This is a genomic window from Streptomyces sp. DvalAA-43 (genome assembly GCF_900091725.1).
In the GTDB taxonomy this organism is placed as follows: Bacteria; Actinomycetota; Actinomycetes; order Streptomycetales; family Streptomycetaceae; genus Streptomyces; species Streptomyces pulveraceus.
In genome coordinates, this window is the sequence record NZ_FMBW01000045.1 from 59,966 (window position 1) to 81,528 (window position 21,563).

Below are 21,563 nucleotides of genomic sequence, written 5' to 3' on the forward strand. Positions count from 1 at the left end.
GGCTGCGCCTTCCCGCGTCAGCGGGGACAATCACCGGGTGGACGCATCGCCTACCCCCGCAGCCGCAGTGCCGGCCCCGGCCCCCGGCCCCGGACAGCCGCCGGTCTTCCCCCCGGCCCCCGTGCCCGCCTCGCGCATCCGGCGGCTGGCCACGCCGGTGGGCGTCATGGCCGCCGTCGTCGGCGCGTTCGGCTACGTCGGTGCCGTGGACCCCAACCAGCCCGGCCACTACCCGCTCTGCCCGCTGCTCCGGTTCACCGGGATCTACTGTCCGGGCTGCGGAGGGCTGCGCAGCGCCCACGCCGTCGCGCACGGCGACATCGCCGCCGCCCTCGGCTCCAACGCGCTCGCCGTCGTCGGCTACGCGGCCTTCGCCGTCCTGTGGACCGTCTGGACGGTCCGCGCCGCCCGGGGCAGGCCCATGAGCATCGCCGCGAAGCCCGTCGTCTGGTGGGGGATCGGCGCCGTGCTGCTGGTCTTCTCGGTCGTCCGGAATCTACCGTTCGGTTCTTTTCTGGCCCCCTGAATGCCCAGGTAGTGGGACATTCACCCGCCGGATTCGAGCCAGTCGCCCTCCTGCGGATAGCATTGACATGGCTGATCCTGTTCCCTCATCACCGTCCCGGAAGGGGGCCGCTCGCGTGAGTGTGCTCGACGAGATCATCGACGGCGTACGCGCCGACCTCGCAGAGCGGCAGGCGCGTGTCAGCCTCGACGAGCTGAAGGAGCGCGCCGCGCGCGCTCCGGGAGCCAAGGACGGAGTCGCCGCCCTGCGCGGCGAGGGCGTCACCGTCATCTGCGAGGTCAAGCGTTCCAGCCCCTCCAAGGGGGCCCTGGCCGCGATCGCCGACCCGGCCGCGCTCGCCGCGGACTACGAGGCGGGCGGCGCGTCCGTCATCTCGGTCCTCACCGAGGAGCGCCGCTTCGGCGGCTCGCTCGCCGACCTGGAGGCCGTCCGCGCCAAGGTCGACATCCCGGTCCTGCGCAAGGACTTCATCGTCACCTCCTACCAGCTCTGGGAGGCCCGTGCCTACGGCGCCGACCTCGCCCTGCTGATCGTCGCCGCCCTCGACCAGGAGGCCCTGGTCTCCCTGATCGAGCGCGCCGAGTCCATCGGCCTGACGCCGCTGGTCGAGGTGCACGACGAGGAGGAGGTGGAGCGTGCCGTGGACGCCGGGGCCAAGATCATCGGTGTCAACGCGCGCAACCTCAAGGACCTCAAGGTCGACCGCTCCACCTTCGAGCGCGTCGCCCCCGAGATCCCCGACCGCATCGTCAAGGTCGCCGAGTCCGGCGTCCGCGGTCCGCACGACCTGATCGCGTACGCCAACGCGGGCGCCGACGCGGTGCTCGTGGGCGAGTCGCTGGTCACCGGCCGCGACCCCCGGGCCGCCGTCGCCGACCTGGTCGCCGCCGGCGCCCACCCCGCGCTCCGGCACGGACGGGGCTGACCCCGACCGTGTCCGCCCACCGTCCCGCGTCCCGTGTCCGGCCGGGCCTGCGCCCCGCCGGTACGACGGCCGCCCGGGACCCGCACGCCCCGCTGGCGCGCGGCTGCCGCCCCCGTGGCTGCCGCGCCCCCGCGCGCCGCGTGCACGGCAGGCGGGTGCGGTACGTGATCGGCGACGAGCCCGGCCAGGTCAACGGCATGCGATGGCGCACGGGGACCGCGCTGTAGCGAGCCCCGGCCGACGTACCCGCACCACTCCTGCCGTACGTACGACCGCACCGCCCGACCGATCGCCGGTCGCGGTGGCGCTCCGCTCACGGCGCATACGGTGAACCCACCCATTGCGATGTCGAGGAGCACGTCGGATGTCATCTGACTTCTTCATTCCGGACCCGGAGGGTCTGATCCCCAGCGCCGAGGGGTATTTCGGTGCGTTCGGCGGCAAGTTCATCCCGGAGGCGCTCGTCGCCGCCGTGGACGAGGTCGCCGTCGAGTACGACAAGGCCAAGGCCGACCCGGCCTTCGCCGCGGAGCTCAACGAGCTCATGGTCAACTACACCGGTCGGCCCAGCGCGCTGACCGAGGTCCCGCGCTTCGCGGAGCACGCGGGCGGCGCCCGGGTCTTCCTCAAGCGCGAGGACCTCAACCACACCGGCTCGCACAAGATCAACAACGTGCTGGGCCAGGCGCTGCTCACCAAGCGCATGGGCAAGACCCGGGTCATCGCCGAGACCGGCGCCGGGCAGCACGGCGTCGCCACCGCGACCGCCTGCGCGCTCTTCGGCCTCGAATGCACCATCTACATGGGTGAGATCGACACCGAGCGGCAGGCGCTGAACGTGGCGCGGATGCGGATGCTCGGCGCCGAGGTCATCGCCGTGAAGTCCGGCTCCAGGACCCTGAAGGACGCCATCAACGAGGCGTTCCGCGACTGGGTCGCCAATGTGGACCGCACGCACTACCTCTTCGGCACCGTCGCGGGACCGCACCCCTTCCCGGCCATGGTCCGCGACTTCCACCGGGTCATCGGCGTCGAGGCCCGCCGCCAGATCCTGGAGCGCACCGGCCGGCTGCCGGACGCCGCCATCGCCTGCGTCGGCGGCGGTTCCAACGCCATCGGGCTCTTCCACGCCTTCATCCCGGACGCGCACGTGAGGCTGATCGGCTGCGAGCCCGCCGGACACGGCGTGGAGACCGGCGAGCACGCGGCGACCCTGAACGCGGGCGAGCCCGGCATCCTGCACGGCTCGCGCAGCTACGTCCTCCAGGACGACGAGGGCCAGATCACCGAGCCCTACTCCATCTCGGCCGGTCTCGACTACCCGGGCATCGGCCCGGAGCACTCGTACCTCAAGGACATCGGCCGCGGCGAGTACCGCGCGGTCACCGACGACGCGGCGATGCAGTCGCTGCTTCTCCTCTCCCGCACCGAGGGGATCATCCCGGCCATCGAGAGCGCCCACGCGCTGGCCGGCGCCCTGGAGGTCGGCAAGGAGCTCGGCAAGGACGGGCTGATCGTGGTCAATCTCTCCGGCCGCGGCGACAAGGACATGGACACGGCGGCCCGCTACTTCGGGCTGTACGACGGGGCCGACGGCACCGTCGAGGCCGATGTGGCCGACGGGGAAGCGGAGGTCACCAAGTGAGCGGCAACGTGGAGCTGTTGAACACCTCCCTCGCGCAGGCGAAGGCGGAGGACCGGGCCGCGCTCATCGCGTACCTCCCGGCCGGATTCCCGACCGTCGACGGCGGGATCGAGGCCGTGAAGGCGGTCGTGGCGGGCGGCGCCGACATCGTCGAGGTGGGGCTGCCGCACAGCGACCCGGTGCTCGACGGACCGGTCATCCAGACCGCCGACGACATCGCCCTGCGCGGCGGCGTGAAGATCGCCGACGTGATGCGCACGGTCCGCGAGGCGTACGAGGCCACGGGTGTCCCGATCCTCGTCATGACGTACTGGAACCCCATCGACCGCTACGGCGTCGAGCGCTTCACCGCCGAGCTCGCCGAGGCGGGCGGCGCCGGGTGCATCCTGCCCGACCTGCCCGTCCAGGAGTCCGCCCTGTGGCGCGAGCACGCCGACAAGCACGGTCTCGCGACCGTCTTCGTCGTCGCGCCGAGCAGCAAGGACGAGCGCCTCGCCACCATCACCGCGGCCGGTTCCGGCTTCGTCTACGCGGCCTCGCTGATGGGGGTCACCGGCACCCGCGAGTCGGTCGGCGAGCAGGCCCAGGACCTGGTCACGCGCACCCGCGCCACCACGTCCCTCCCGGTCTGCGTCGGCCTGGGCGTCTCCAACGCCCGGCAGGCCGCCGAGGTGGCGGGCTTCGCCGACGGGGTGATCGTCGGCTCCGCCTTCGTCAAGGCGATGCTGGAAGCCCCCGATGAGCAGGCCGGTCTGGCAGCCGTCCGCTCCCTGGCGGGCGAACTCGCCGAAGGCGTTCGAAAGCGCTGAATCGGGTGTAACCCAAACGGGTGGACCTGGACCGGGGAGGCACGCGCGTGCCTCCCCGGTTCGTTGCTGCGGGTGTGAGCGAGAAGAACGAACAGGGAAAAAGGGCCGCGCGAGACCGGCTCGTACAGCAGCGCGAGCGCCAGCGGGCGAGCGAGCGCCGCAGGCGCACGCTGATCGTCTCCAGCGCGGTGGTGGGTGTGCTGGCGCTGGCCGCCGTCGTGGGCGTGATCGCCGCGAATTCGGGCGGCAAGGACAAGAGCGGGGCGGCGGGCCCCGCGGTCGCCCCGTCCGGCGCGACCGGCAAGGACAGCCTGGCCATCCGGGTCGGCGCGGACAACGCCCCGTCCACGCTCACGATCTGGGAGGATTTCCGCTGCCCGGTCTGCGCCCAGTTCGAGAACGCGTTCCGCGACACGGTCCACCAGCTGGAGAACACCGGACAGATCAAGGTCGAGTACCACCTCGCCACGATCATCGACGGCAATCTCGGCGGCAGCGGCTCGCTCCGGGCGGCCAACGCGGCGGCCTGCGCCCAGGACGCCGGCAAGTTCCCCGCGTACCACGACGTGCTCTACCGCAACCAGCCGCAGGAGACCGACGACGCCTTCGGCGACAACGCCAAGCTGATCGAGCTCTCGGCCAAGGTCCCGGGGCTCGACACCTCCGGCTTCCGCAGCTGTGTGGAGGACGGCAAGCACGACAGCTGGGTCAAGAAGTCCAACACGGCGTTCCAGAACGGCGGCTTCCAGGGCACGCCGACCGCGCTGCTCAACGGGGAATCGATCTTCCCGAAGAAGGGCGACGAGCCGATCACCGCGGCGAATCTGAAGAAGTGGGTGGCCGAGGCCAACAAGGGCAAGAAGCCGGGCACGGTCACCCCGGCGCCATCAGGTTCCTGACCGCTCCCCGGAGGGGTCCGGCGGGGAATCGATGACCTGCCCGTTACCCAGACGTTGCCGGGTGGGTTGCCGTACGCCCCGCCCGGCAAGGTAGCGTCGACCTTGCCATGGACCTTGCCTATATTCCCAGCCCGTCGACCGGCGTGATCAATCTCGGCCCGATCCCGCTCCGCGGCTACGCGTTCTGCATCATCATCGGTGTCTTCATCGCCGTCTGGTTCGGCAACAAGCGCTGGGTCGCCCGGGGCGGCAGACCGGGCACTGTCGCCGACATCGCCGTCTGGGCCGTGCCCTTCGGCCTGGTCGGCGGCCGGCTCTACCACGTCATCACCGATTACCAGCTGTATTTCAGTGAGGGCAAGGACTGGGTCGACGCCTTCAAGATCTGGCAGGGCGGCCTCGGTATCTGGGGCGCGATCGCGCTCGGTGCCGTCGGTGCCTGGATCGGCTGCCGTCGGCGCGGGATCCCGCTGCCCGCCTGGGCCGACGCCCTGGCCCCCGGCATCGTCCTGGCCCAGGCCTGCGGCCGCTGGGGCAACTGGTTCAACCAGGAGCTGTACGGCAAGCCGACCGATGTGCCGTGGGCGCTGAAGATCAGCGAGGGCCCGAACCGGGTCGCCGGCACCTACCACCCGACGTTCCTCTACGAGTCGCTGTGGTGCGTCGGTGTCGCGCTGCTGGTGATCTGGGCGGACCGCCGCTTCAAGCTCGGACACGGCCGGGCGTTCGCCCTGTACGTCGCCGCGTACTGCGCGGGACGGGTCTGGACCGAGTACCTGCGCGTCGACGAGGCCCACCTCATCCTGGGCCTGCGCCTGAACGTGTGGACCGCGATGATCGTGTTCGTGCTGGCGGTGGTGTACATGGTGATCTCGTCGAAGGTACGGCCGGGGCGCGAGGAGATCGTGGAGCCGGGTGCCGCCGAGGACGCGGCGGCCGCCGAGGCCGCGACGGACGCCGAGGACACCAAGGGCGCCGAGAGCGACGCGGACAAGGACGACGCGGACAAGGACCGGAAGGCCGACGGTGGCGCCGAGCGCGCCGACGACTCCGCCGACCGTGCCGCGAAGACGCCGGAGAAGAGCGGCGCCGCGGAGGCGGCCAAGAACGGCTGAGCCGTACGAACCCGTGCGTGGGGCCCCGACCGACTGGTCCGGGGCCCCACGTCCGTCCCCGCCCGCCCGTTCTCAGCCGTCGGGCGGGCCCGGCTCACCGGCCAGCGCCAGCGTCCGCCGGGCCGAGGCCACCACCGCCGCGTCGACGAACCGGCCGTCCGGCAGGGCCAGCGCGCCCTCGTCCGCCGCGGCCGCCGCCACGATCTCCGCCGCCGCCTCGATCTCCCGGGGCGTCGGGCGGAACGCCCGCTCGATGACCGGGAGCTGGCGGGGATGGATCGCCGCCCGGCCCAGGAAGCCCAGCGCCCGGCCGCGTGCGCAGGACGCCCACAGGCCGTCCAGGTCCCGGACGTCCGGGAACACCGACTGGGCGGGCGGGGCGAGCCCGGCCGCGCGGGCGGCGACCACCACCCGGCTGCGCGACCAGTCGAGCCCGGCGTCGTCCCGTACCCCCAGATCGGCCCGGAGGTCCGCCTCGCCGAGGGCGATGGAGCGCACCTGGGGATGGGAGGCGGCGACCGAGTACGCGTGCTCGATGCCGAGCGCCGACTCCAGCAGCGGACAGAGCGCGACGCCCGGCGCCACGGCCGCGATGTGGTGGACGGACGCCGCGTGCGTGATCTTGGGCAGCCGGAGTTCGGCGAGCCCCGGCAGCCCGGCCAGGGAGAGGACGTCCGCCTCGGTGTGGACCCGGACATGGAGCGGCACGGCCGTGTCCCCGGCAGCCTCGGACAGCAGCTCGACGGTGGCCGACCGCGCGTACTCCTTGCGGTCCGGCGCCACCGCGTCCTCCAGATCCACGATCACCACGTCCGCCCCCGAGTCCCGCGCCTTGCGCACCACCTCCGGCCGGTCCCCGGGTACGTACAGCCAGGTCAGCGGGACCGCCGCGGTCACAGGACGCTCTCCGCCCGCAGCGCGGCGATCTCCGGGGCGGACAGCCCCAGCCCGGTGAGGATCTCCTCGGTGTCCGCGCCGTGCGGCCGGCCCGCCCAGCGGATCGAGCCCGGCGTCGCCGACAGCCGGAACAGCACGTTCTGCATCCTCAGCGGACCCAGCTCCGGGTCGTCGATCTCGGTGACGGAGTCCAGGGCCCGGTACTGCGGATCCTCCATCACGTCCTGGACGTCATGGATCGGCGCGATGGCCGCCTCCGCCTTCTCGAAGGCCGAGACCGCCTCCTCACGGGTGTGCCGGGCGATCCAGTTGCCGACCGCCTCGTCGAGCTCGTCGGCGTGCTCGGCACGGGTGGTGCCGGCGGCGAACCAGGGCTCCTCGATCAGCTCCGCCCGGCCGACCAGGCGTATCACCCGCTCGGCGATGGACTGCGCGGAGGTGGAGACCGCGACCCAGTGCCCGTCCGAGGTGCGGTACGTGTTGCGCGGGGCGTTGTTCCGGGAGCGGTTGCCGGTGCGCGGCTGTACGTAGCCGAGCTGGTCGTACCAGAGGGGCTGCGGGCCGAGCACGGTCAGGATCGGCTCGATGATCGCCATGTCGACGACCTGTCCCTCACCGGTGCGCTCGCGCCCGGCGAGCGCCGTCATCACGGCGTACGCGGTGGCCAGTGCCGCGATCGAGTCGGCGAGCCCGAACGGCGGCAGGGTGGGCGGCCCGTCCGGCTCCCCGGTGATCGCGGCGAACCCGCTCATCGCCTCGGCCAGGGTGCCGAAGCCGGGGCGGTGCGCGTACGGGCCGAACTGCCCGAAGCCGGTGACCCTGACCAGGACCAGCCGGGGGTTGACCGCGTGCAGCTCCGCCCAGCCCAGACCCCAGCGCTCCAGTGTCCCCGGCCGGAAGTTCTCGATGATCACATCCGTTCCGGCTGCCAGCCGGAGCAGCACGTCACGGCCGCCGGGGGTGGACAGATCGAGGGTCAGATTGCGTTTGTTGCGGCCGAGCAGCTTCCACCACAGGCCGATGCCGTCCTTCGTGGGGCCGTGCCCGCGCGAGGGGTCGGGCCTGCGCGGATGCTCGACCTTGATCACGTCGGCGCCGAAGTCGCCGAGCATGGTGGCGGAGAGGGGGCCGGCGAAGAGCGTGGCGAGGTCGACGACCCGCAGTCCGGTCAGCGGTGCCTGCGCGGGCGCGGTCACGCGGCGTCGATCTCGGTGCGGTACGGCATGGAGGTCGAGGCGCCCGGCCGCTGCACGCAGAGCGCGGCGGCCGCCGAAGCCCAGGCCAGCGCCTCCGGTACGGGCCGCCGCTCGCCGAGCGCCACGGCGAGCGTGCCGACGAAGGTGTCGCCCGCACCCGTGGTGTCGACGGCGGTGACCTCGGGGGCGGGCAAGAGGACGGGTTCGCCGCCCCGGGCCGCGTAGAGGCAGCCCTTGGCGCCCAGCGTGATGACGACCGCGGGGACCTGCCCGAGCAGGTGCCGCGCCGCCGCATGGGGGTCGGTGAAGCCGGAGAGCGCGGTCGCCTCGTGCTCATTGGGGATCAGCAGATCGACGCAGTCGAGGAGTTCGGACGGCAGCGGCTGGACCGGGGACGGGGTGAGGATGGTCCGCACCCCCTGGGCGTGGGCCGTCCGGGCGCCCTCGATCACCGCGGACAGCGGCAGCTCCAGCTGGAGGAGCAGCAGTTCGGCGCCCGCGATGGCGGCCATCTCGCCGGGGCCGAGGGCGGTGACGGTGCCGTTGGCGCCGGGGATCACCACGATGGAGTTGGCGCCCGTGTCGTCGACGACGATGTGGGCGGTACCGCTGGGGCCCTCGGCGGTGTGCAGCAGATCGGTGTCGACGCCCGCGTGCTCCAGGGTGGACCGCAGCTCCCTGCCGTACTCGTCGTCGCCCACCGCGCCGATCATCGTCACCTCGCCGCCCGCGCGGGCGGCGGCGACGGCCTGGTTGGCGCCCTTGCCGCCCGGGACGGTGCGCAGCTCCCGCCCGGTGACGGTCTCTCCGCGCTCCGGAGCCCGGTCGACGTAGGCGACGAGGTCCATATTGGTGCTGCCGAGCACCGCGATGCCGGTCATGGGCACAGTGCCTCCTTGGGGGTGAGCCGGTGGGTCTGTTCGGCGAGTTCGTCGAAGCCGATGGAGTCGAAACCGGGGACGGACGAGGCGAGGCGGTTCTTCAGCGGTGCGGTCCAGCGGTCGGGCAGCAGCGAAGGGGCCCCGGCCAGCAGCCCGGCGAGCGAACCGGCGGTGGCGCCGTTGGAATCGGTGTCCCAGCCGCCCGACACCGCGCGGCAGACGGAGAGCGAGAAGTCGCCGTCGGCGTGGGTGAGCGCGGCGGCGAGAAGAGCGGCGTTGGGCAGCACATGGACCCAGTGGTACCCGCCGTATTCGGCGTGCAGCCGGTCGGCCACCGTGTCGAAGTCGGCGCTGCCGCGGGCCGCCGCGACACCGAAGCGCACCGCCTGCGCGAACCGCGAACGCGGCGGTACGACCCGCAGCCCGGCGGCCAGGCACCCGTGCACATCGCTCTCGCCCCCGGCCGCCTCGGCGAGCGCCGCGGCGGTGAACATCGCCCCGTACACCCCGTTGGCGGTGTGGCTGAGCACGGCGTCCCGATGCGCCTGCTCGGCGGCGGCGGCCGGGTCGCCCGGATGGGTCCAGCCATGCACATCGGCCCGGATCTGCGCACCGATCCACTCCCGGAACGGGTTGCGGTACCTGGCGGTGTGCGGGGGCTCGATGCCGTCCAGCAGATTGCGGTACGCGACCCGCTCGGCGGTGAACGTCCGGCCCGCCGGGAGCTCGTCGAGCCAGAGCCTCGCGAGGTCGCCGGTGGTGAAGGAGGGGCCGTGGCGCCGGAGCAACAGCACGGTGAGCAGGGGGTAGTTGAGGTCGTCGTCCTCGGGCATGCCGTCGATGTTCTCGGCCAGCGAGTGGGGCGCGGAGCGACGGTTCCAGGGGTAGGTGGCGGCCAGCGGGGCGGGCAGCCCCTTGGCGGTGAACCAGGTGGTGAGCGGCCAGTTGCCGGTGGCGCGGGCCAGCGCGCGGATGCCGTCCAGCGGCAGCTTCTCGACGGGCTTGCCGAGCAGACACCCGGCCGCCCGCCCCAGCCAGGCGGCGTGCAGCCGGTCCCGGCCCACCGACGGCGGGTCGGGGCGGGGCGCCGGCCAGTCCGGGCACGCGGCCCGGATCGCCGCCGGATCCGTCGGCTCGTCGATCTCCAACGGCGACTCCAGCAGAGCGAGTTCGTCGAGCAGCCGCTCCGCGAGCGTGCGCAGCTCCGGCGCCGGAGGGGTGGAGGCGCCCGCGCGCTCCGGGGCGGGGGCGCCGCCCGCCTCGTACCACCGGCGCGCGATGGCCTGGGCGTCCCGCCCGTCCTCGGCCGCCTGGCGCAGTTCGTGCCCGACGAGGTCCTCGGGCTGCACCCATGTCACCCGTACGGTCATGGCGTACCCGCCAGCGCGGTGAACGCCGACTCGTGCGCGCGGCGCCGGGCCGTGTCCCGTACGAACACCTCGCGGGCGACGTCCGCCAGGGTCCGCGCGGGTGCGTGCAGATCGAGGCGGCTGGCCTCGGCGACCGTTTCCGCCCAGGCGGCGGGGATCGCGCCTGTCCCGTGGAGCGCGCCCGCGACGGCGCCGCTCATCGTGGCGATCGAGTCGCAGTCCCGGCCGTAGTTGACCGAGCCGAGGACCGTCTGCCGGTAGTCGCCGTCCGCGACGAGCAGCATCCCGAGCGCGATCGGCAGTTCCTCGATGGAGTGCAGCCGGGACGGTCTGCGGGCGCCGAGGGACGGGGCGCGGTAGTCGGGGCCGACCGTGTCGAAGGGGGCGACAGCGGCGCGCAGCGGGGCCAGCGCCGACTCGACGTCGCTGTACCGGGCGGCCGCTTCGCACACCGCCTCGATCGCCGACCGGGTGCCGTCCTTGGCGAGCGACAGACATGTCCCGACCACTCCGGCGGGTGTCGCGCCCGGGGCACAGGCGGCGGCGACGGCCGCCGCGAAGACCCCGGCCGCCTCCCTCCCGTAACTCGACTGGTGGGCCCCGGCGACGTCCAGCGCCTCGGCGTACGCGGCCTCCGGATGGGCGGCGTTGACCAGGCCGACCGGGGCCATGTACATCGCCGCACCGCAGTTGACGATGTTTCCGCTGCCCGCCTCGCGCGGATCGACATGGCCGTAGTGCAGCCGGGCGACGATCCACTTCTCGGCGAGGAAGATCCGCTGGAGCGGCAGCGCCTCGGCCTCCAGCTCCGGGATCCAGCGGGGGTGGGAGATCAGCTCGGGCACGAGATGGCGGGCGACCGAGTAGGCGTCGATGTGGTCGCGCACGGTGCCGTACACCCGCACCAGCGCATGGGTCATCAAGGTGTCGTCGGTGACGTGCCCGTCGCCCTTGTGGTACGGGGCGATGGGGCGCGCGGTGCGCCAGTTCTCGCCGTCCCAGGGGCCCACGATGCCGTCGATCCGCCCGCCGTGGCGGGCCACGATCTGCTCGGGGGACCGGCCCTCCACCGGGCCGCCGAGCGCGTCGCCGACGGCGGCGCCGACCAGGGCGCCCGTGATCCGTTCATCGAGTGCGAGTGTCGTGGGCCCGGCCTCGGACCGGGTGGGCATCGTGGATGTCATGTCCGAATTGTCCATCAGGGTGCTTCGGTTCCGTGTCTGCCAGCAGCCCGGCGAGTTCGATGAGATCGGTCCCCGCGAGCCGGGGCAGCGCACAGCCCGCGAGGGTGCGGCAGGCCTCGCGCCAGCCGTCCGGGACGGCGCCGACACCGCCGAGCGCACCGGTCAGCGCACCGGCCAGGGCGGGCGCGGAGTCGGCCACCCGTGACAGGCAGGCCGCCGCGGGGACGGCCTGGGCGATCTGGCCGCGGGCGGCGGTGGCCAGCGCGAGGGCGACCGGCACGGTCTCGGCGGCGGCGATCCCGTAGCTGTAGACGTGGTCGACGATCTGGTGCTCCAGCACCGGCACGAGGGCGAAGGCCCCCGCCGCCTCCCCGACGAAGTCACGGGCGATCCGGACGGCGTGGGCGGCGTTGCGGGCGATCTCGGTGCCGTCGGGGAGCTGGGCGAGCGCGGCGTTCACCGCGGTGTCCACGTCCGCGCCGCCGAGCGCCTCGGCGATCGCCGCCGCCATCGCGCGGGCGCCGTGCACCCCGTCGCCGTCCTGGGTGTAGCGCGCGTCGAACTCGGCGAGGTCGGCGGCGGCGCCGGGGTCCGCGGGGTGGGCGACGGCCAGCACGGCGGCCCGTACGCAGGCCGCGTCGTCGAAGTAGTGCGGGTTGTCGTGGCCGGTGGCGGGCGGGCGCAGTCCGGCGGCGAGATTGCCGAGCCCGGCCCGTACCGAGATCCGGGCGCGCAGCGGGAGCACCGCGGACTCGACCTCGGGGGCGCGGGCGGCCGCCGCGGCCACCTCGGCCGCCAGGGCGTTCCAGGCGACGTCGATGGCGGCCCGCAGCCGGCGTCCGGGGGCGAGCCCGTGCAACGGACCGGCCGCCGAGGTGAGCACGGTCCCGGCGGCGAAGGCCGCCCACTCGGCGTCGTCGGAGGGCCCCAGCCGCAGCGGTTCGGGCGGCTGGTTGAGCGCGATGGGGACGGGCAGCGTGGTGGTGGCGTTCTGCTCGGCGAAGGTGTCGAGCTCCCGGGTGAGCCGCCGGGTCCACTCGGGCATCCGGGCCGCCCGGTGCCGAGCGGCGGGCCACCCCGCGGCGTCCCCGGAGGCGAGCCCGAGCAACAGCCCCTCGATCCGGGCCCGGTACCCGGGGGCGGGACGGGGGCGGGGGCGGGGAGAGGGGCCGGTCTTCGTGGGCGGGGGGTTCCGGGGCTCGTCCGTGCCGGTGGGCGTGTCGGTGCCGGTGGGTGGAGTGGGCTGCGTGCCGGGGTCCGTACGCGGACGGTGCCGGGCCGGGGGCTCGTCGCCGGTGCCGCCGCGCGTCGTGACGTTCTCGTACATGCCGCCGGCCCCGCCAGTCTCACTCGCTCGAGCTGCCTCACTCGCCCGAGCCGCCTCACTCGCCCGAGCCGCCTTGCCTACCCCACCCGCCCCACTCACCCCACCAGGCTTACGGGCCCCACCTGCCTCACCCTCCCCACTGGTCTCGTCGACATCGTCCGGAGTGAGCAACTCCGCGATGTCCAGGACATGGTGACCTCGCATGGTCGGCAGGCAGCTGCCCCGGACCGGGCCGATCGCGTCGCCCCAGGGCCGCGGAATCGCGGACGCCCCGTGCAGGGCGCCGGCCAGGGCCCCCGCCACCGCGGCCGTGGTGTCCGCGTCGCGGCCCATGTTGACCGCCGTCAGCACCGCCGTACGGAAGTCGCCGCGCGCCGCCGCGAACGCCCCGAAGGCCAGGCCCACCGCCTCGGGCGCCAGATCCGTCCACGGGTAGCCACCCACCACCACCGCGGAGCGCACCGCGCGTTCCATGGTGAGCCGGTCGGGGTAGGCGCGCTGCGCGGCGGCCACCGCGCGCCGCAGCGAACGCGCCGTCCAGGAGTCCATCGGAACGACCGACAGCGCGGCGGCGATCACCGAGGTGACCCCGGCGCCCACCATCGCGGCGGCCACCCCGGCCGCCACCGCCTGGCCGCCGTAGATGCCCTCCCCGTCATGGCTGACCCGCCCGTCCACCGCGACCAGCCGCGCCGCCTCGTCCGGCCGGCCCGCCGCGAAGACCCCGAACGGTGCCGCCCGCATCGCCAGACCGTCGCTCCAGGCGTGCCGGTGCTGGGCGGAGATCGGGGCGGCCAGGCCCCGGCGCAGATTCTCCAGCGTGCCGCGCTCGCTGAACCCGGCACCGCGGAACTGGCCCTCGTCGAGGTCGGCGATCCACAGATGCCAGGCCCGCTCCACATGCGTGACGGTCAGCGCGGAACCGTGCCGGGCGAGCAGCAGCCCGGAGAAGATCGCGTACTCCGTGTCGTCCGTACCCGCGGGGTCGTCGCTCACGAAGCCCTCGATCCGGCCCCAGCGACGACGGATCTCGGACGGCCGCATGTTCTCCGCCGGCGCGCCCAGCGTGTCCCCGACCGCGAGACCGAGCAGGGCGCCACGGGCCCGGTCGGTCAGGGTTCCCGGGGGGACCTGGCCCCGGCCCGCGCCGCCCGACCGTGGCTCCGCCGGACTTCCGGTGATCAACTCCATGGCGTCGACCCTTCGCTCGCACCGAGCCAGTTCTCGTACTCCCTCGGATCTGTGCCACGCGCAGCCCCGACAGAGGCCGACAACCCCAACAAAAGGGCCAGTCGGATGACGTGTCAGAAGCACGAAGGCAGGCCGTACTTACCTGCTCAGAAGGGTGGTAAGTACGGCCTGCCTTGCTGGCGGGGGCCGTTTTTCGTGCGTACTTTCGAGGGTGTCGAGCGGGGGCGGGGCGCGTGGATTCCGCCGCCGGAGAAGGGGAGAGCTGTGTCCATCATCGAGACCGACGCCGTACTGCACGAGGCACACCGCGACAACCACACCCACCGCGATGTGAACGGCGGCTGGCTGCGTCCGGCCGTGTTCGGAGCCATGGACGGGCTGGTCTCCAACCTCGCGCTGATGACCGGTGTCGCGGGTGGCGCGGTCTCCCAGCAGACGATCGTGATCACCGGTCTGGCGGGCCTGGCCGCCGGTGCGTTCTCCATGGCGGCCGGCGAATACACCTCCGTGGCCTCGCAGCGCGAGCTGGTCGAGGCCGAACTCGACGTCGAGCGGCGGGAGTTGCGCAAGCACCCCAAGGACGAGGAGCGGGAGCTCGCCGAGCTCTACGAGTCCCGCGGCGTCGAGCCCGCGCTCGCCCGCGAGGTCGCGCGGCAGCTGTCGCGCGACCCGGAGCAGGCCCTGGAGATACACGCCCGCGAGGAGCTGGGCATCGACCCGGGCGATCTGCCCTCGCCGCTCGTCGCCGCCGTGTCGTCGTTCGGCGCGTTCGCGCTGGGTGCCCTGCTGCCCGTGCTGCCGTATCTGCTCGGCGCGAGCGCGCTGTGGCCGGCCGTGCTGCTCGCACTGGTCGGACTCTTCGCCTGCGGCGCGGTGGTGGCCAGGGTGACGGCCCGCAACTGGCTGTACAGCGGGCTGCGCCAGCTGGTGCTGGGCGGTGCCGCGGCGGCCCTCACCTACGGGCTGGGCACGCTGTTCGGTGTGGCCGTCGGGAGCTGACCCGACGAAGGTCCGGGCCGGGCAGGCGCACCCGAGGCGGGTGTGCCTGCCCGTGGCATGTCCGCCACCCGCCGTGTCCGCGGCATGTCCGCCCGCCACCCGCCGTGTCCCATGGCATGTCCACCACCCGTGTCCGGTGTCCCGCGGCGTGTCCGCCACCCGTGTGACGTACGTCTTGGTGACCGCCACTGGGCGGGACGGCTCCTGCGGGCGTAAAATGAGTCCCTATGCAGGGCTACACATAAGTAGCCGTTACCCGGCGGTTTCATTTCCTTCGCCACCGGGCATGAGCCGTAGACACCGCGGGCAACGACGCCTGCTCTCTGCGGCCCCCTGGGCGCCGATCCTCCGACTGCGACCCACCCCCACCGTCTCGGGCGGTGTCCGTATGTTGGAACGAGCTATCCGCTTTTTGAGAAGCGTCCCATCATGTAACCTGCACGAAATTTCGCAGAGGGCCAACGTCGTCCCTCGGCACTGCATATGCCACGACGACGACGGGAGAGCCAATGCGTTCCGACGCCTGGTCGCCCATGGACGGTCGCCCCGCCCAGCAGGGGATGTACGACCCCCGTAACGAGCACGACGCCTGTGGCGTCGGGTTCGTGGCCACTCTGACCGGTGTGGCCAGCCATGAGCTGGTCGAGCAGGCGCTGACCGTACTGCGCAATCTCGAACACCGCGGTGCCACCGGATCCGAGCCCGACTCCGGCGACGGCGCCGGGATCCTCCTCCAGGTACCGGACGCCTTCCTGCGTGACGAGACCGCCTTCGATCTCCCCGAGGCCGGTGCCTACGCCGTCGGAATCGCCTTCCTGCCCGCCGACGACTCCACCGAGGCCGTCCGCAAGCTGGAGAAGATCTCCACCGAGGAGGGCCTCAAGGTCCTCGGCTGGCGTCAGGTCCCCGTCACCCCCGACATCCTCGGCAAGGGCGCCCGCGCCACCATGCCCGAGTTCCGGCAGCTCTTCGTCGCGGACGGCGAGTCCACCGGCATCGCCCTCGACCGCAAGGCCTTCGTGCTGCGCAAGCGCGCCGAGCGGGAGGCCGGGGTGTACTTCCCCTCGCTCTCCGCCCGCACGATCGTCTACAAGGGCATGCTCACCACCGGGCAGCTGGAGCCGTTCTTCCCGGACCTCTCCGACCGCCGCTTCGCCACCACCGTCGCCCTGGTCCACTCGCGGTTCTCCACCAACACCTTCCCGAGCTGGCCGCTCGCCCACCCGTACCGCTTCGTCGCCCACAACGGCGAGATCAACACGGTCAAGGGCAACCGCAACTGGATGAAGGCCCGCGAGTCCCAGCTCGCCTCCACCCTCTTCGGCGACGGACAGCTCGACCGGATCTTCCCCGTCTGCACCCCCGACGCCTCCGACTCCGCCTCCTTCGACGAGGTCCTGGAGCTGCTCCACCTCGGCGGCCGCTCGCTGCCGCACTCGGTGCTGATGATGGTTCCCGAGGCGTGGGAGAACCACGGCTCCATGGACCCGGCCCGGCGCGCCTTCTACCAGTACCACTCCACGATGATGGAGCCCTGGGACGGCCCCGCCTGCGTCACCTTCACCGACGGCACCCAGGTCGGCGCCGTCCTCGACCGCAACGGTCTGCGACCCGGCCGCTACTGGGTCACCGACGACGGCCTCGTCGTGCTCTCCTCCGAGGTCGGCGTCCTGGACATCGACCCCGCCAAGGTCGTCCGCAAGGGCCGCCTCCAGCCCGGGAAGATGTTCCTCGTCGACACGGCCGAGGGCCGCATCATCGAGGACGACGAGATCAAGGCGTCCCTCGCCGCCGAGCAGCCGTACGAGGACTGGCTGGAGACCGGCGAGATCGAGCTGGAGGACCTCCCCGAGCGGGAACACATCGTGCACACGCACGCCTCCGTCACCCGCCGCCAGCAGACCTTCGGCTACACCGAGGAAGAGCTCCGCGTCATCCTCGCGCCCATGGCCCGCACCGCCGGCGAGCCGCTCGGCTCCATGGGCACGGACTCGCCGATCGCCGCACTGTCCGAGCGCCCCCGGCTGCTCTTCGACTACTTCACCCAGCTGTTCGCGCAGGTCACCAACCCGCCGCTGGACGCCATCCGCGAGGAGCTCGTCACCTCGCTGCGCTCCACGCTCGGCCCGTCGGGCAACCTGCTGGAGCCGACCGCCGCCTCGTGCCGCAGCGTCACCCTGCCGTTCCCGGTGATCGACAACGACGAGCTGGCCAAGCTGATACACATCAACGCCGACGGCGACATGCCGGGCATGAAGGCCGCCACGCTCTCCGGCCTCTACCGGGTCGGCGGCGGCGGCGAGGCCCTCGCCGCGCGGATCGAGCAGATCTGCGCCGAGGTCGACGCCGCCATCGAGGACGGCGCCCGACTGGTCGTCCTCTCCGACCGGCACTCCGACGCCGAGCACGCCCCGATCCCCTCGCTGCTGCTCACCTCGTCCGTCCACCACCACCTCATCCGCACCAAGCAGCGCACCCAGGTGGGCCTGCTGGTCGAGGCCGGGGACGTCCGCGAGGTCCACCACGTCGCCCTGCTCATCGGCTACGGCGCCGCCGCCGTCAACCCGTACCTCGCGATGGAATCCGTCGAGGACCTGGTCCGCGCCGGTACGTTCATCGAGGGCATCGAGTCCGAGCAGGCCATCCGGAACCTGATCTACGCGCTCGGCAAGGGCGTCCTGAAGGTCATGTCCAAGATGGGCATCTCCACGGTCGCCTCCTACCGGGGCGCCCAGGTCTTCGAGGCCGTCGGCCTGGACGAGGAATTCGTCGCGAAGTACTTCAACGGCACCGCCACCAAGATCGGCGGCGCCGGTCTCGACGTCATCGCCGACGAGGTCGCCGCCCGGCACGCCAAGGGCTACCCCGCCACCGGCATCTCCGCCTCGCACCGCGCGCTGGAGATCGGCGGCGAATACCAGTGGCGCCGCGAGGGCGAGCCGCACCTCTTCGACCCGGAGACGGTCTTCCGCCTCCAGCACGCCACGCGCAACAAGCGCTACGACATCTTCAAGAAGTACACCGACCGGGTGAACGAGCAGTCCGAGCGGCTGATGACGCTCCGTGGCCTGTTCGGCTTCAAGAGCGACCGCGAGGCCATCGACATCGACGAGGTCGAGTCCGTCTCCGACATCGTCAAGCGCTTCTCCACCGGCGCCATGTCGTACGGCTCGATCTCCCGCGAGGCCCACGAGACCCTCGCCATCGCCATGAACCAGCTGGGCGGCAAGTCCAACACCGGCGAGGGCGGCGAGGACGCCGACCGGCTCTACGACCCGGCCCGCCGCTCGTCCATCAAGCAGGTCGCCTCCGGCCGCTTCGGCGTGACCAGCGAGTACCTGGTCAACGCGGACGACATCCAGATCAAGATGGCACAGGGCGCCAAGCCCGGCGAGGGCGGCCAGCTGCCCGGCCACAAGGTCTACCCGTGGGTCGCCAGCACCCGGCACTCCACCCCGGGCGTCGGCCTGATCTCCCCGCCGCCCCACCACGACATCTACTCCATCGAGGACCTGGCTCAGCTGATCCACGACCTCAAGAACGCCAACCCGGCGGCCCGCATCCATGTGAAGCTGGTCTCCGAGGTCGGCGTCGGCACGGTCGCCGCCGGTGTCTCCAAGGCACACGCGGACGTCGTCCTGATCTCCGGCCACGACGGCGGCACCGGCGCCTCACCGCTGACGAGCCTGAAGCACGCGGGCGGCCCCTGGGAGCTCGGCCTCGCCGAGACCCAGCAGACGCTGCTGCTCAACGGCCTGCGCGACCGCATCGTCGTCCAGACCGACGGCCAGCTGAAGACCGGCCGCGACGTCGTCATCGCCGCACTGCTGGGCGCCGAGGAGTTTGGTTTCGCGACCGCGCCGCTCGTCGTCTCCGGCTGCGTCATGATGCGCGTCTGCCACCTCGACACCTGCCCCGTCGGCATCGCCACCCAGAACCCGGTCCTGCGCGACCGGTTCTCCGGCAAGGCCGAGTACGTCGTCAACTTCTTCGAGTTCATCGCCCAGGAAGTCCGCGAACTCCTCGCCGAGCTGGGCTTCCGTACGATCGAAGAGGCCGTCGGCCACGCCGAGCTGCTCGAAACCGACCGCGCGATCACGCACTGGAAGGCACAGGGCCTCGACCTCAAGCCGCTGTTCCACGTCCCCGAACTGCCCGAGGGCGCGATCCGCCACCAGCGGATCGAACAGGACCACGGCCTGTCCAAGGCCCTCGACAACGAGCTGATCAGGCTCGCCGCCGACGCCCTGGGCGCGGACAGTGCCGAGACCGCCCAGCCGGTCCGGGCCCAGATCGCCATCCGCAACATCAACCGCACCGTCGGCACCATGCTCGGCCACGAGGTGACGAAGAAGTTCGGCGGCGCCGGACTGCCGCAGGACACCATCGACATCACCTTCACCGGCTCCGCGGGCCAGTCCTTCGGCGCCTTCGTACCGAGCGGTGTGACGCTGCGCCTGGAGGGCGACGCCAACGACTACGTCGGCAAGGGCCTCTCCGGCGGCCGGATCGTCGTCCGCCCGGACCGCGGCGCCGACCACCTCGCCGAATACTCCACCATCGCGGGCAACACCATCGCCTACGGCGCCACCGGCGGCGAACTCTTCCTGCGCGGCCGCACCGGCGAGCGGTTCTGCGTCCGCAACTCCGGCGCCACGGTCGTCTCGGAAGGCGTGGGCGACCACGGCTGCGAGTACATGACCGGCGGCCACGCCGTCGTCCTCGGCGAGACCGGACGCAACTTCGCGGCCGGCATGTCCGGCGGCGTCGCGTACGTCATCGACCTGAACCGCGACCACGTCAACGCCGGGAACCTCGACGCGGTCGAGGAGCTCTCCGACACCGACGAGCAGTGGCTGCACGACGTGGTGCGCCGCCACCAGGAGGAGACCGGATCCACGGTCGCCGAGAAGCTGCTCGCCGAATGGGACACCGCCGTGGCCCGCTTCAGCAAGATCATCCCGTCCACCTACAAGGCAGTGCTCGCCGCCAAGGACGCCGCTGAGCTCGCCGGTCTCTCCGAGCAGGAGACCACCGAGAAGATGATGGAGGCGGCGACCCATGGCTGACCCCAAGGGCTTCCTGACCACCGGACGCGAGGTCGCCCAGACCCGCCCCGTCGGCGAGCGCGTCAAGGACTGGAACGAGGTCTACGTTCCGGGCTCGCTGCTCCCGATCATCAGCAAGCAGGCCGGCCGCTGCATGGACTGCGGCATCCCGTTCTGCCACAACGGCTGCCCGCTCGGAAACCTCATCCCCGAGTGGAACGACTACGCCTACCGCGAGGACTGGTCGGCCGCGTCGGAGCGCCTGCACGCCACGAACAACTTCCCGGAGTTCACCGGGCGGCTCTGCCCGGCCCCGTGCGAGTCGGCGTGCGTGCTCGGCATCAACCAGCCGGCCGTCACCATCAAGAACGTCGAAGTCTCCATCATCGACAAGGCGTGGGACAGCGGCGACGTCACCCCGCAGCCGCCCGAGCGGCTCTCCGGCAAGACCGTCGCCGTGATCGGCTCGGGCCCGGCCGGTCTCGCCGCCGCCCAGCAGCTCACCCGGGCCGGTCACACCGTCGCCGTCTACGAGCGCGCGGACCGCATCGGAGGCCTTCTCCGGTACGGCATCCCCGAGTTCAAGATGGAGAAGTCGCACATCAACCGCCGCATCGAGCAGATGCGCGCGGAAGGCACCAAGTTCCGCACCGAGACGGAGATCGGCAGGGACATCGACGCCGCCAAACTCCGCCGCCGGTACGACGCGGTCGTCATCGCCGCCGGTGCCACCGTCTCGCGCGACCTGCCCGTCCCGGGCCGTGAGCTGAACGGCGTGCACTTCGCCATGGAGTACCTGCCGCTGGCCAACAAGGTGCAGGAGGGCGACCTGACGGTCTCCCCGATCACCGCCGAGGGCAAGCACGTCGTCGTGATCGGCGGCGGCGACACCGGCGCCGACTGCGTCGGCACCGCCCACCGCCAGGGCGCGCTCTCCGTCACCCAGCTGGAGATCATGCCCAGGCCCGGCGAGGACCGGAACGCCAACCAGCCCTGGCCGACCTTCCCGATGCTCTACAAGGTCACCTCCGCGCACGAGGAGGGCGGCGAGCGGGTCTACTCCGTCTCCACCACCCACTTCGAGGGCGACGAGGACGGCAACGTCCAGGCGCTGCACCTGGTCGAGGTGGAGTTCAAGGACGGCAAGCCGGCGCAGAAGCCCGGCACCGAGCGGAGCATCCCCGCCCAGCTCGTCACCCTCGCCATGGGCTTCACCGGCACCGACCAGGCCAACGGTCTGGTCCAGCAGTTCGGCCTGGAGCTCGACGAGCGCGGCAATGTCGCCCGCGACGCGGACTACGCCACCAACGTCCGCGGAGTCTTCGTCGCCGGTGACGCGGGCCGCGGCCAGTCCCTCATCGTGTGGGCCATCGCCGAGGGCCGCTCCGCGGCACGCGGGGTGGACCGCTTCCTGACCGGAGCCAGCGCCCTGCCGGCCCCGATCCGCCCGACGGACCGTGCACTGATGGTCTGATCACGGCACACAGAGACGTCCCGCACAACGGCGTGCGGAACTGAACGCGGCGCCTGCCCGTCCCCGACCGGACGATC

Annotated in this window: 16 protein-coding genes and 1 pseudogene; 10 read left to right on the forward strand and 7 right to left on the reverse strand. The window is 72.4% G+C overall.

Annotated elements, in window-relative coordinates; genetic code table 11:
- Positions 1-37: 37 nt before the first annotated feature.
- From GA0115234_RS19805 to lgt, 7 genes are all read left to right on the forward strand, one after another.
- Positions 38-526 carry a DUF2752 domain-containing protein gene (locus GA0115234_RS19805; RefSeq protein WP_256088755.1) on the forward strand — a complete coding sequence of 163 codons (489 nt, stop codon included), beginning with the start codon at positions 38-40 and terminating at the stop codon, positions 524-526.
- Between the two features lie 115 nt (positions 527-641).
- Entirely contained in the window at positions 642-1,451 is an 810-nt protein-coding gene (trpC, locus tag GA0115234_RS19810) for an indole-3-glycerol phosphate synthase TrpC (RefSeq protein ID WP_093543506.1), read from the forward strand.
- 47 nt (positions 1,452-1,498) lie between these two features.
- On the forward strand, positions 1,499-1,678 hold the full coding sequence (gene trpM, locus GA0115234_RS19815; RefSeq protein ID WP_093543548.1) for a tryptophan biosynthesis modulator TrpM: 180 nt from the start codon (positions 1,499-1,501) through the stop codon (positions 1,676-1,678).
- Between the two features lie 137 nt (positions 1,679-1,815).
- Entirely contained in the window at positions 1,816-3,096 is a 1,281-nt protein-coding gene (gene trpB, locus GA0115234_RS19820; RefSeq protein ID WP_093543507.1) for a tryptophan synthase subunit beta, read from the forward strand.
- Positions 3,093-3,905 (forward strand): tryptophan synthase subunit alpha, encoded by an 813-nt coding sequence (gene trpA, locus GA0115234_RS19825; protein ID WP_093543509.1) that lies wholly within the window; start codon positions 3,093-3,095, stop codon positions 3,903-3,905. The genes trpB and trpA overlap by 4 nt, the downstream gene beginning before the upstream one ends.
- A 74-nt stretch (positions 3,906-3,979) precedes the next feature.
- Complete coding sequence (locus tag GA0115234_RS19830; protein WP_093543510.1) at positions 3,980-4,804, forward strand: DsbA family protein; 825 nt, start codon at positions 3,980-3,982, stop codon at positions 4,802-4,804.
- 107 nt (positions 4,805-4,911) lie between these two features.
- Positions 4,912-5,919: a prolipoprotein diacylglyceryl transferase gene (gene lgt, locus GA0115234_RS19835; protein WP_093543512.1), complete on the forward strand. Its 1,008-nt coding sequence runs from the start codon at positions 4,912-4,914 to the stop codon at positions 5,917-5,919.
- A 72-nt stretch (positions 5,920-5,991) separates the two neighbouring features.
- On the opposite strand, the gene GA0115234_RS19840 is transcribed toward lgt, so the two are convergent.
- The 7 genes and pseudogenes from GA0115234_RS19840 to GA0115234_RS19870 form a co-directional block, all read right to left on the reverse strand.
- Positions 5,992-6,816, reverse strand: a complete 825-nt coding sequence (locus GA0115234_RS19840) for an HpcH/HpaI aldolase/citrate lyase family protein (RefSeq protein WP_093543513.1) — start codon at positions 6,814-6,816, stop codon at positions 5,992-5,994.
- Positions 6,813-8,012: a CaiB/BaiF CoA transferase family protein gene (locus tag GA0115234_RS19845; RefSeq protein WP_093543515.1), complete on the reverse strand. Its 1,200-nt coding sequence runs from the start codon at positions 8,010-8,012 to the stop codon at positions 6,813-6,815. The genes GA0115234_RS19840 and GA0115234_RS19845 overlap by 4 nt, the downstream gene beginning before the upstream one ends.
- Entirely contained in the window at positions 8,009-8,893 is an 885-nt protein-coding gene (gene rbsK, locus GA0115234_RS19850) for a ribokinase (RefSeq protein WP_093543516.1), read from the reverse strand. The genes GA0115234_RS19845 and rbsK overlap by 4 nt, the downstream gene beginning before the upstream one ends.
- A complete protein-coding gene (locus GA0115234_RS19855) occupies positions 8,890-10,263 on the reverse strand; it encodes an ADP-ribosylglycohydrolase family protein (RefSeq protein ID WP_093543518.1) in 1,374 nt (457 codons plus the stop codon). Before GA0115234_RS19855 ends, rbsK begins: the two co-directional genes overlap by 4 nt.
- A complete protein-coding gene (locus tag GA0115234_RS19860; RefSeq protein WP_161275616.1) occupies positions 10,260-11,447 on the reverse strand; it encodes an ADP-ribosylglycohydrolase family protein in 1,188 nt (395 codons plus the stop codon). The genes GA0115234_RS19855 and GA0115234_RS19860 overlap by 4 nt, the downstream gene beginning before the upstream one ends.
- Positions 11,389-12,774 (reverse strand): ADP-ribosylglycohydrolase family protein, encoded by a 1,386-nt coding sequence (locus GA0115234_RS19865; RefSeq protein ID WP_370804534.1) that lies wholly within the window; start codon positions 12,772-12,774, stop codon positions 11,389-11,391. Before GA0115234_RS19865 ends, GA0115234_RS19860 begins: the two co-directional genes overlap by 59 nt.
- A 117-nt stretch (positions 12,775-12,891) precedes the next feature.
- A pseudogene (locus GA0115234_RS19870) lies at positions 12,892-13,965 on the reverse strand (ADP-ribosylglycohydrolase family protein); the annotation flags it as partial.
- A gap of 264 nt (positions 13,966-14,229) precedes the next feature.
- On the opposite strand from GA0115234_RS19870, the gene GA0115234_RS19875 reads away from it, so the two are divergent.
- The 3 genes from GA0115234_RS19875 (at position 14,230) to GA0115234_RS19885 (ending at position 21,486) form a co-directional block, all read left to right on the forward strand.
- Complete coding sequence (locus tag GA0115234_RS19875; RefSeq protein WP_093543521.1) at positions 14,230-14,964, forward strand: VIT1/CCC1 transporter family protein; 735 nt, start codon at positions 14,230-14,232, stop codon at positions 14,962-14,964.
- A gap of 509 nt (positions 14,965-15,473) precedes the next feature.
- Complete coding sequence (gene gltB / locus GA0115234_RS19880; protein ID WP_093543523.1) at positions 15,474-20,033, forward strand: glutamate synthase large subunit; 4,560 nt, start codon at positions 15,474-15,476, stop codon at positions 20,031-20,033.
- Complete coding sequence (locus tag GA0115234_RS19885; protein ID WP_093543524.1) at positions 20,026-21,486, forward strand: glutamate synthase subunit beta; 1,461 nt, start codon at positions 20,026-20,028, stop codon at positions 21,484-21,486. Before gltB ends, GA0115234_RS19885 begins: the two co-directional genes overlap by 8 nt.
- The last annotated feature ends 77 nt before the right edge of the window (positions 21,487-21,563 follow it).

Coding starts and splice junctions, on each gene's coding strand:
- trpB (WP_093543507.1), top strand. CDS start 1,816: ATGTCATCTGACTTCTTCATTCCGGACCCGGAGGGTCTGATCCCCAGC.
- lgt (WP_093543512.1), top strand. CDS start 4,912: ATGGACCTTGCCTATATTCCCAGCCCGTCGACCGGCGTGATCAATCTC.
- rbsK (WP_093543516.1), bottom strand. CDS start 8,893: ATGACCGGCATCGCGGTGCTCGGCAGCACCAATATGGACCTCGTCGCC.
- GA0115234_RS19855 (WP_093543518.1), bottom strand. CDS start 10,263: ATGACCGTACGGGTGACATGGGTGCAGCCCGAGGACCTCGTCGGGCAC.
- GA0115234_RS19860 (WP_161275616.1), bottom strand. CDS start 11,447: ATGACATCCACGATGCCCACCCGGTCCGAGGCCGGGCCCACGACACTC.
- GA0115234_RS19865 (WP_370804534.1), bottom strand. CDS start 12,774: ATGTACGAGAACGTCACGACGCGCGGCGGCACCGGCGACGAGCCCCCG.
- gltB (WP_093543523.1), top strand. CDS start 15,474: ATGCGTTCCGACGCCTGGTCGCCCATGGACGGTCGCCCCGCCCAGCAG.
- GA0115234_RS19885 (WP_093543524.1), top strand. CDS start 20,026: ATGGCTGACCCCAAGGGCTTCCTGACCACCGGACGCGAGGTCGCCCAG.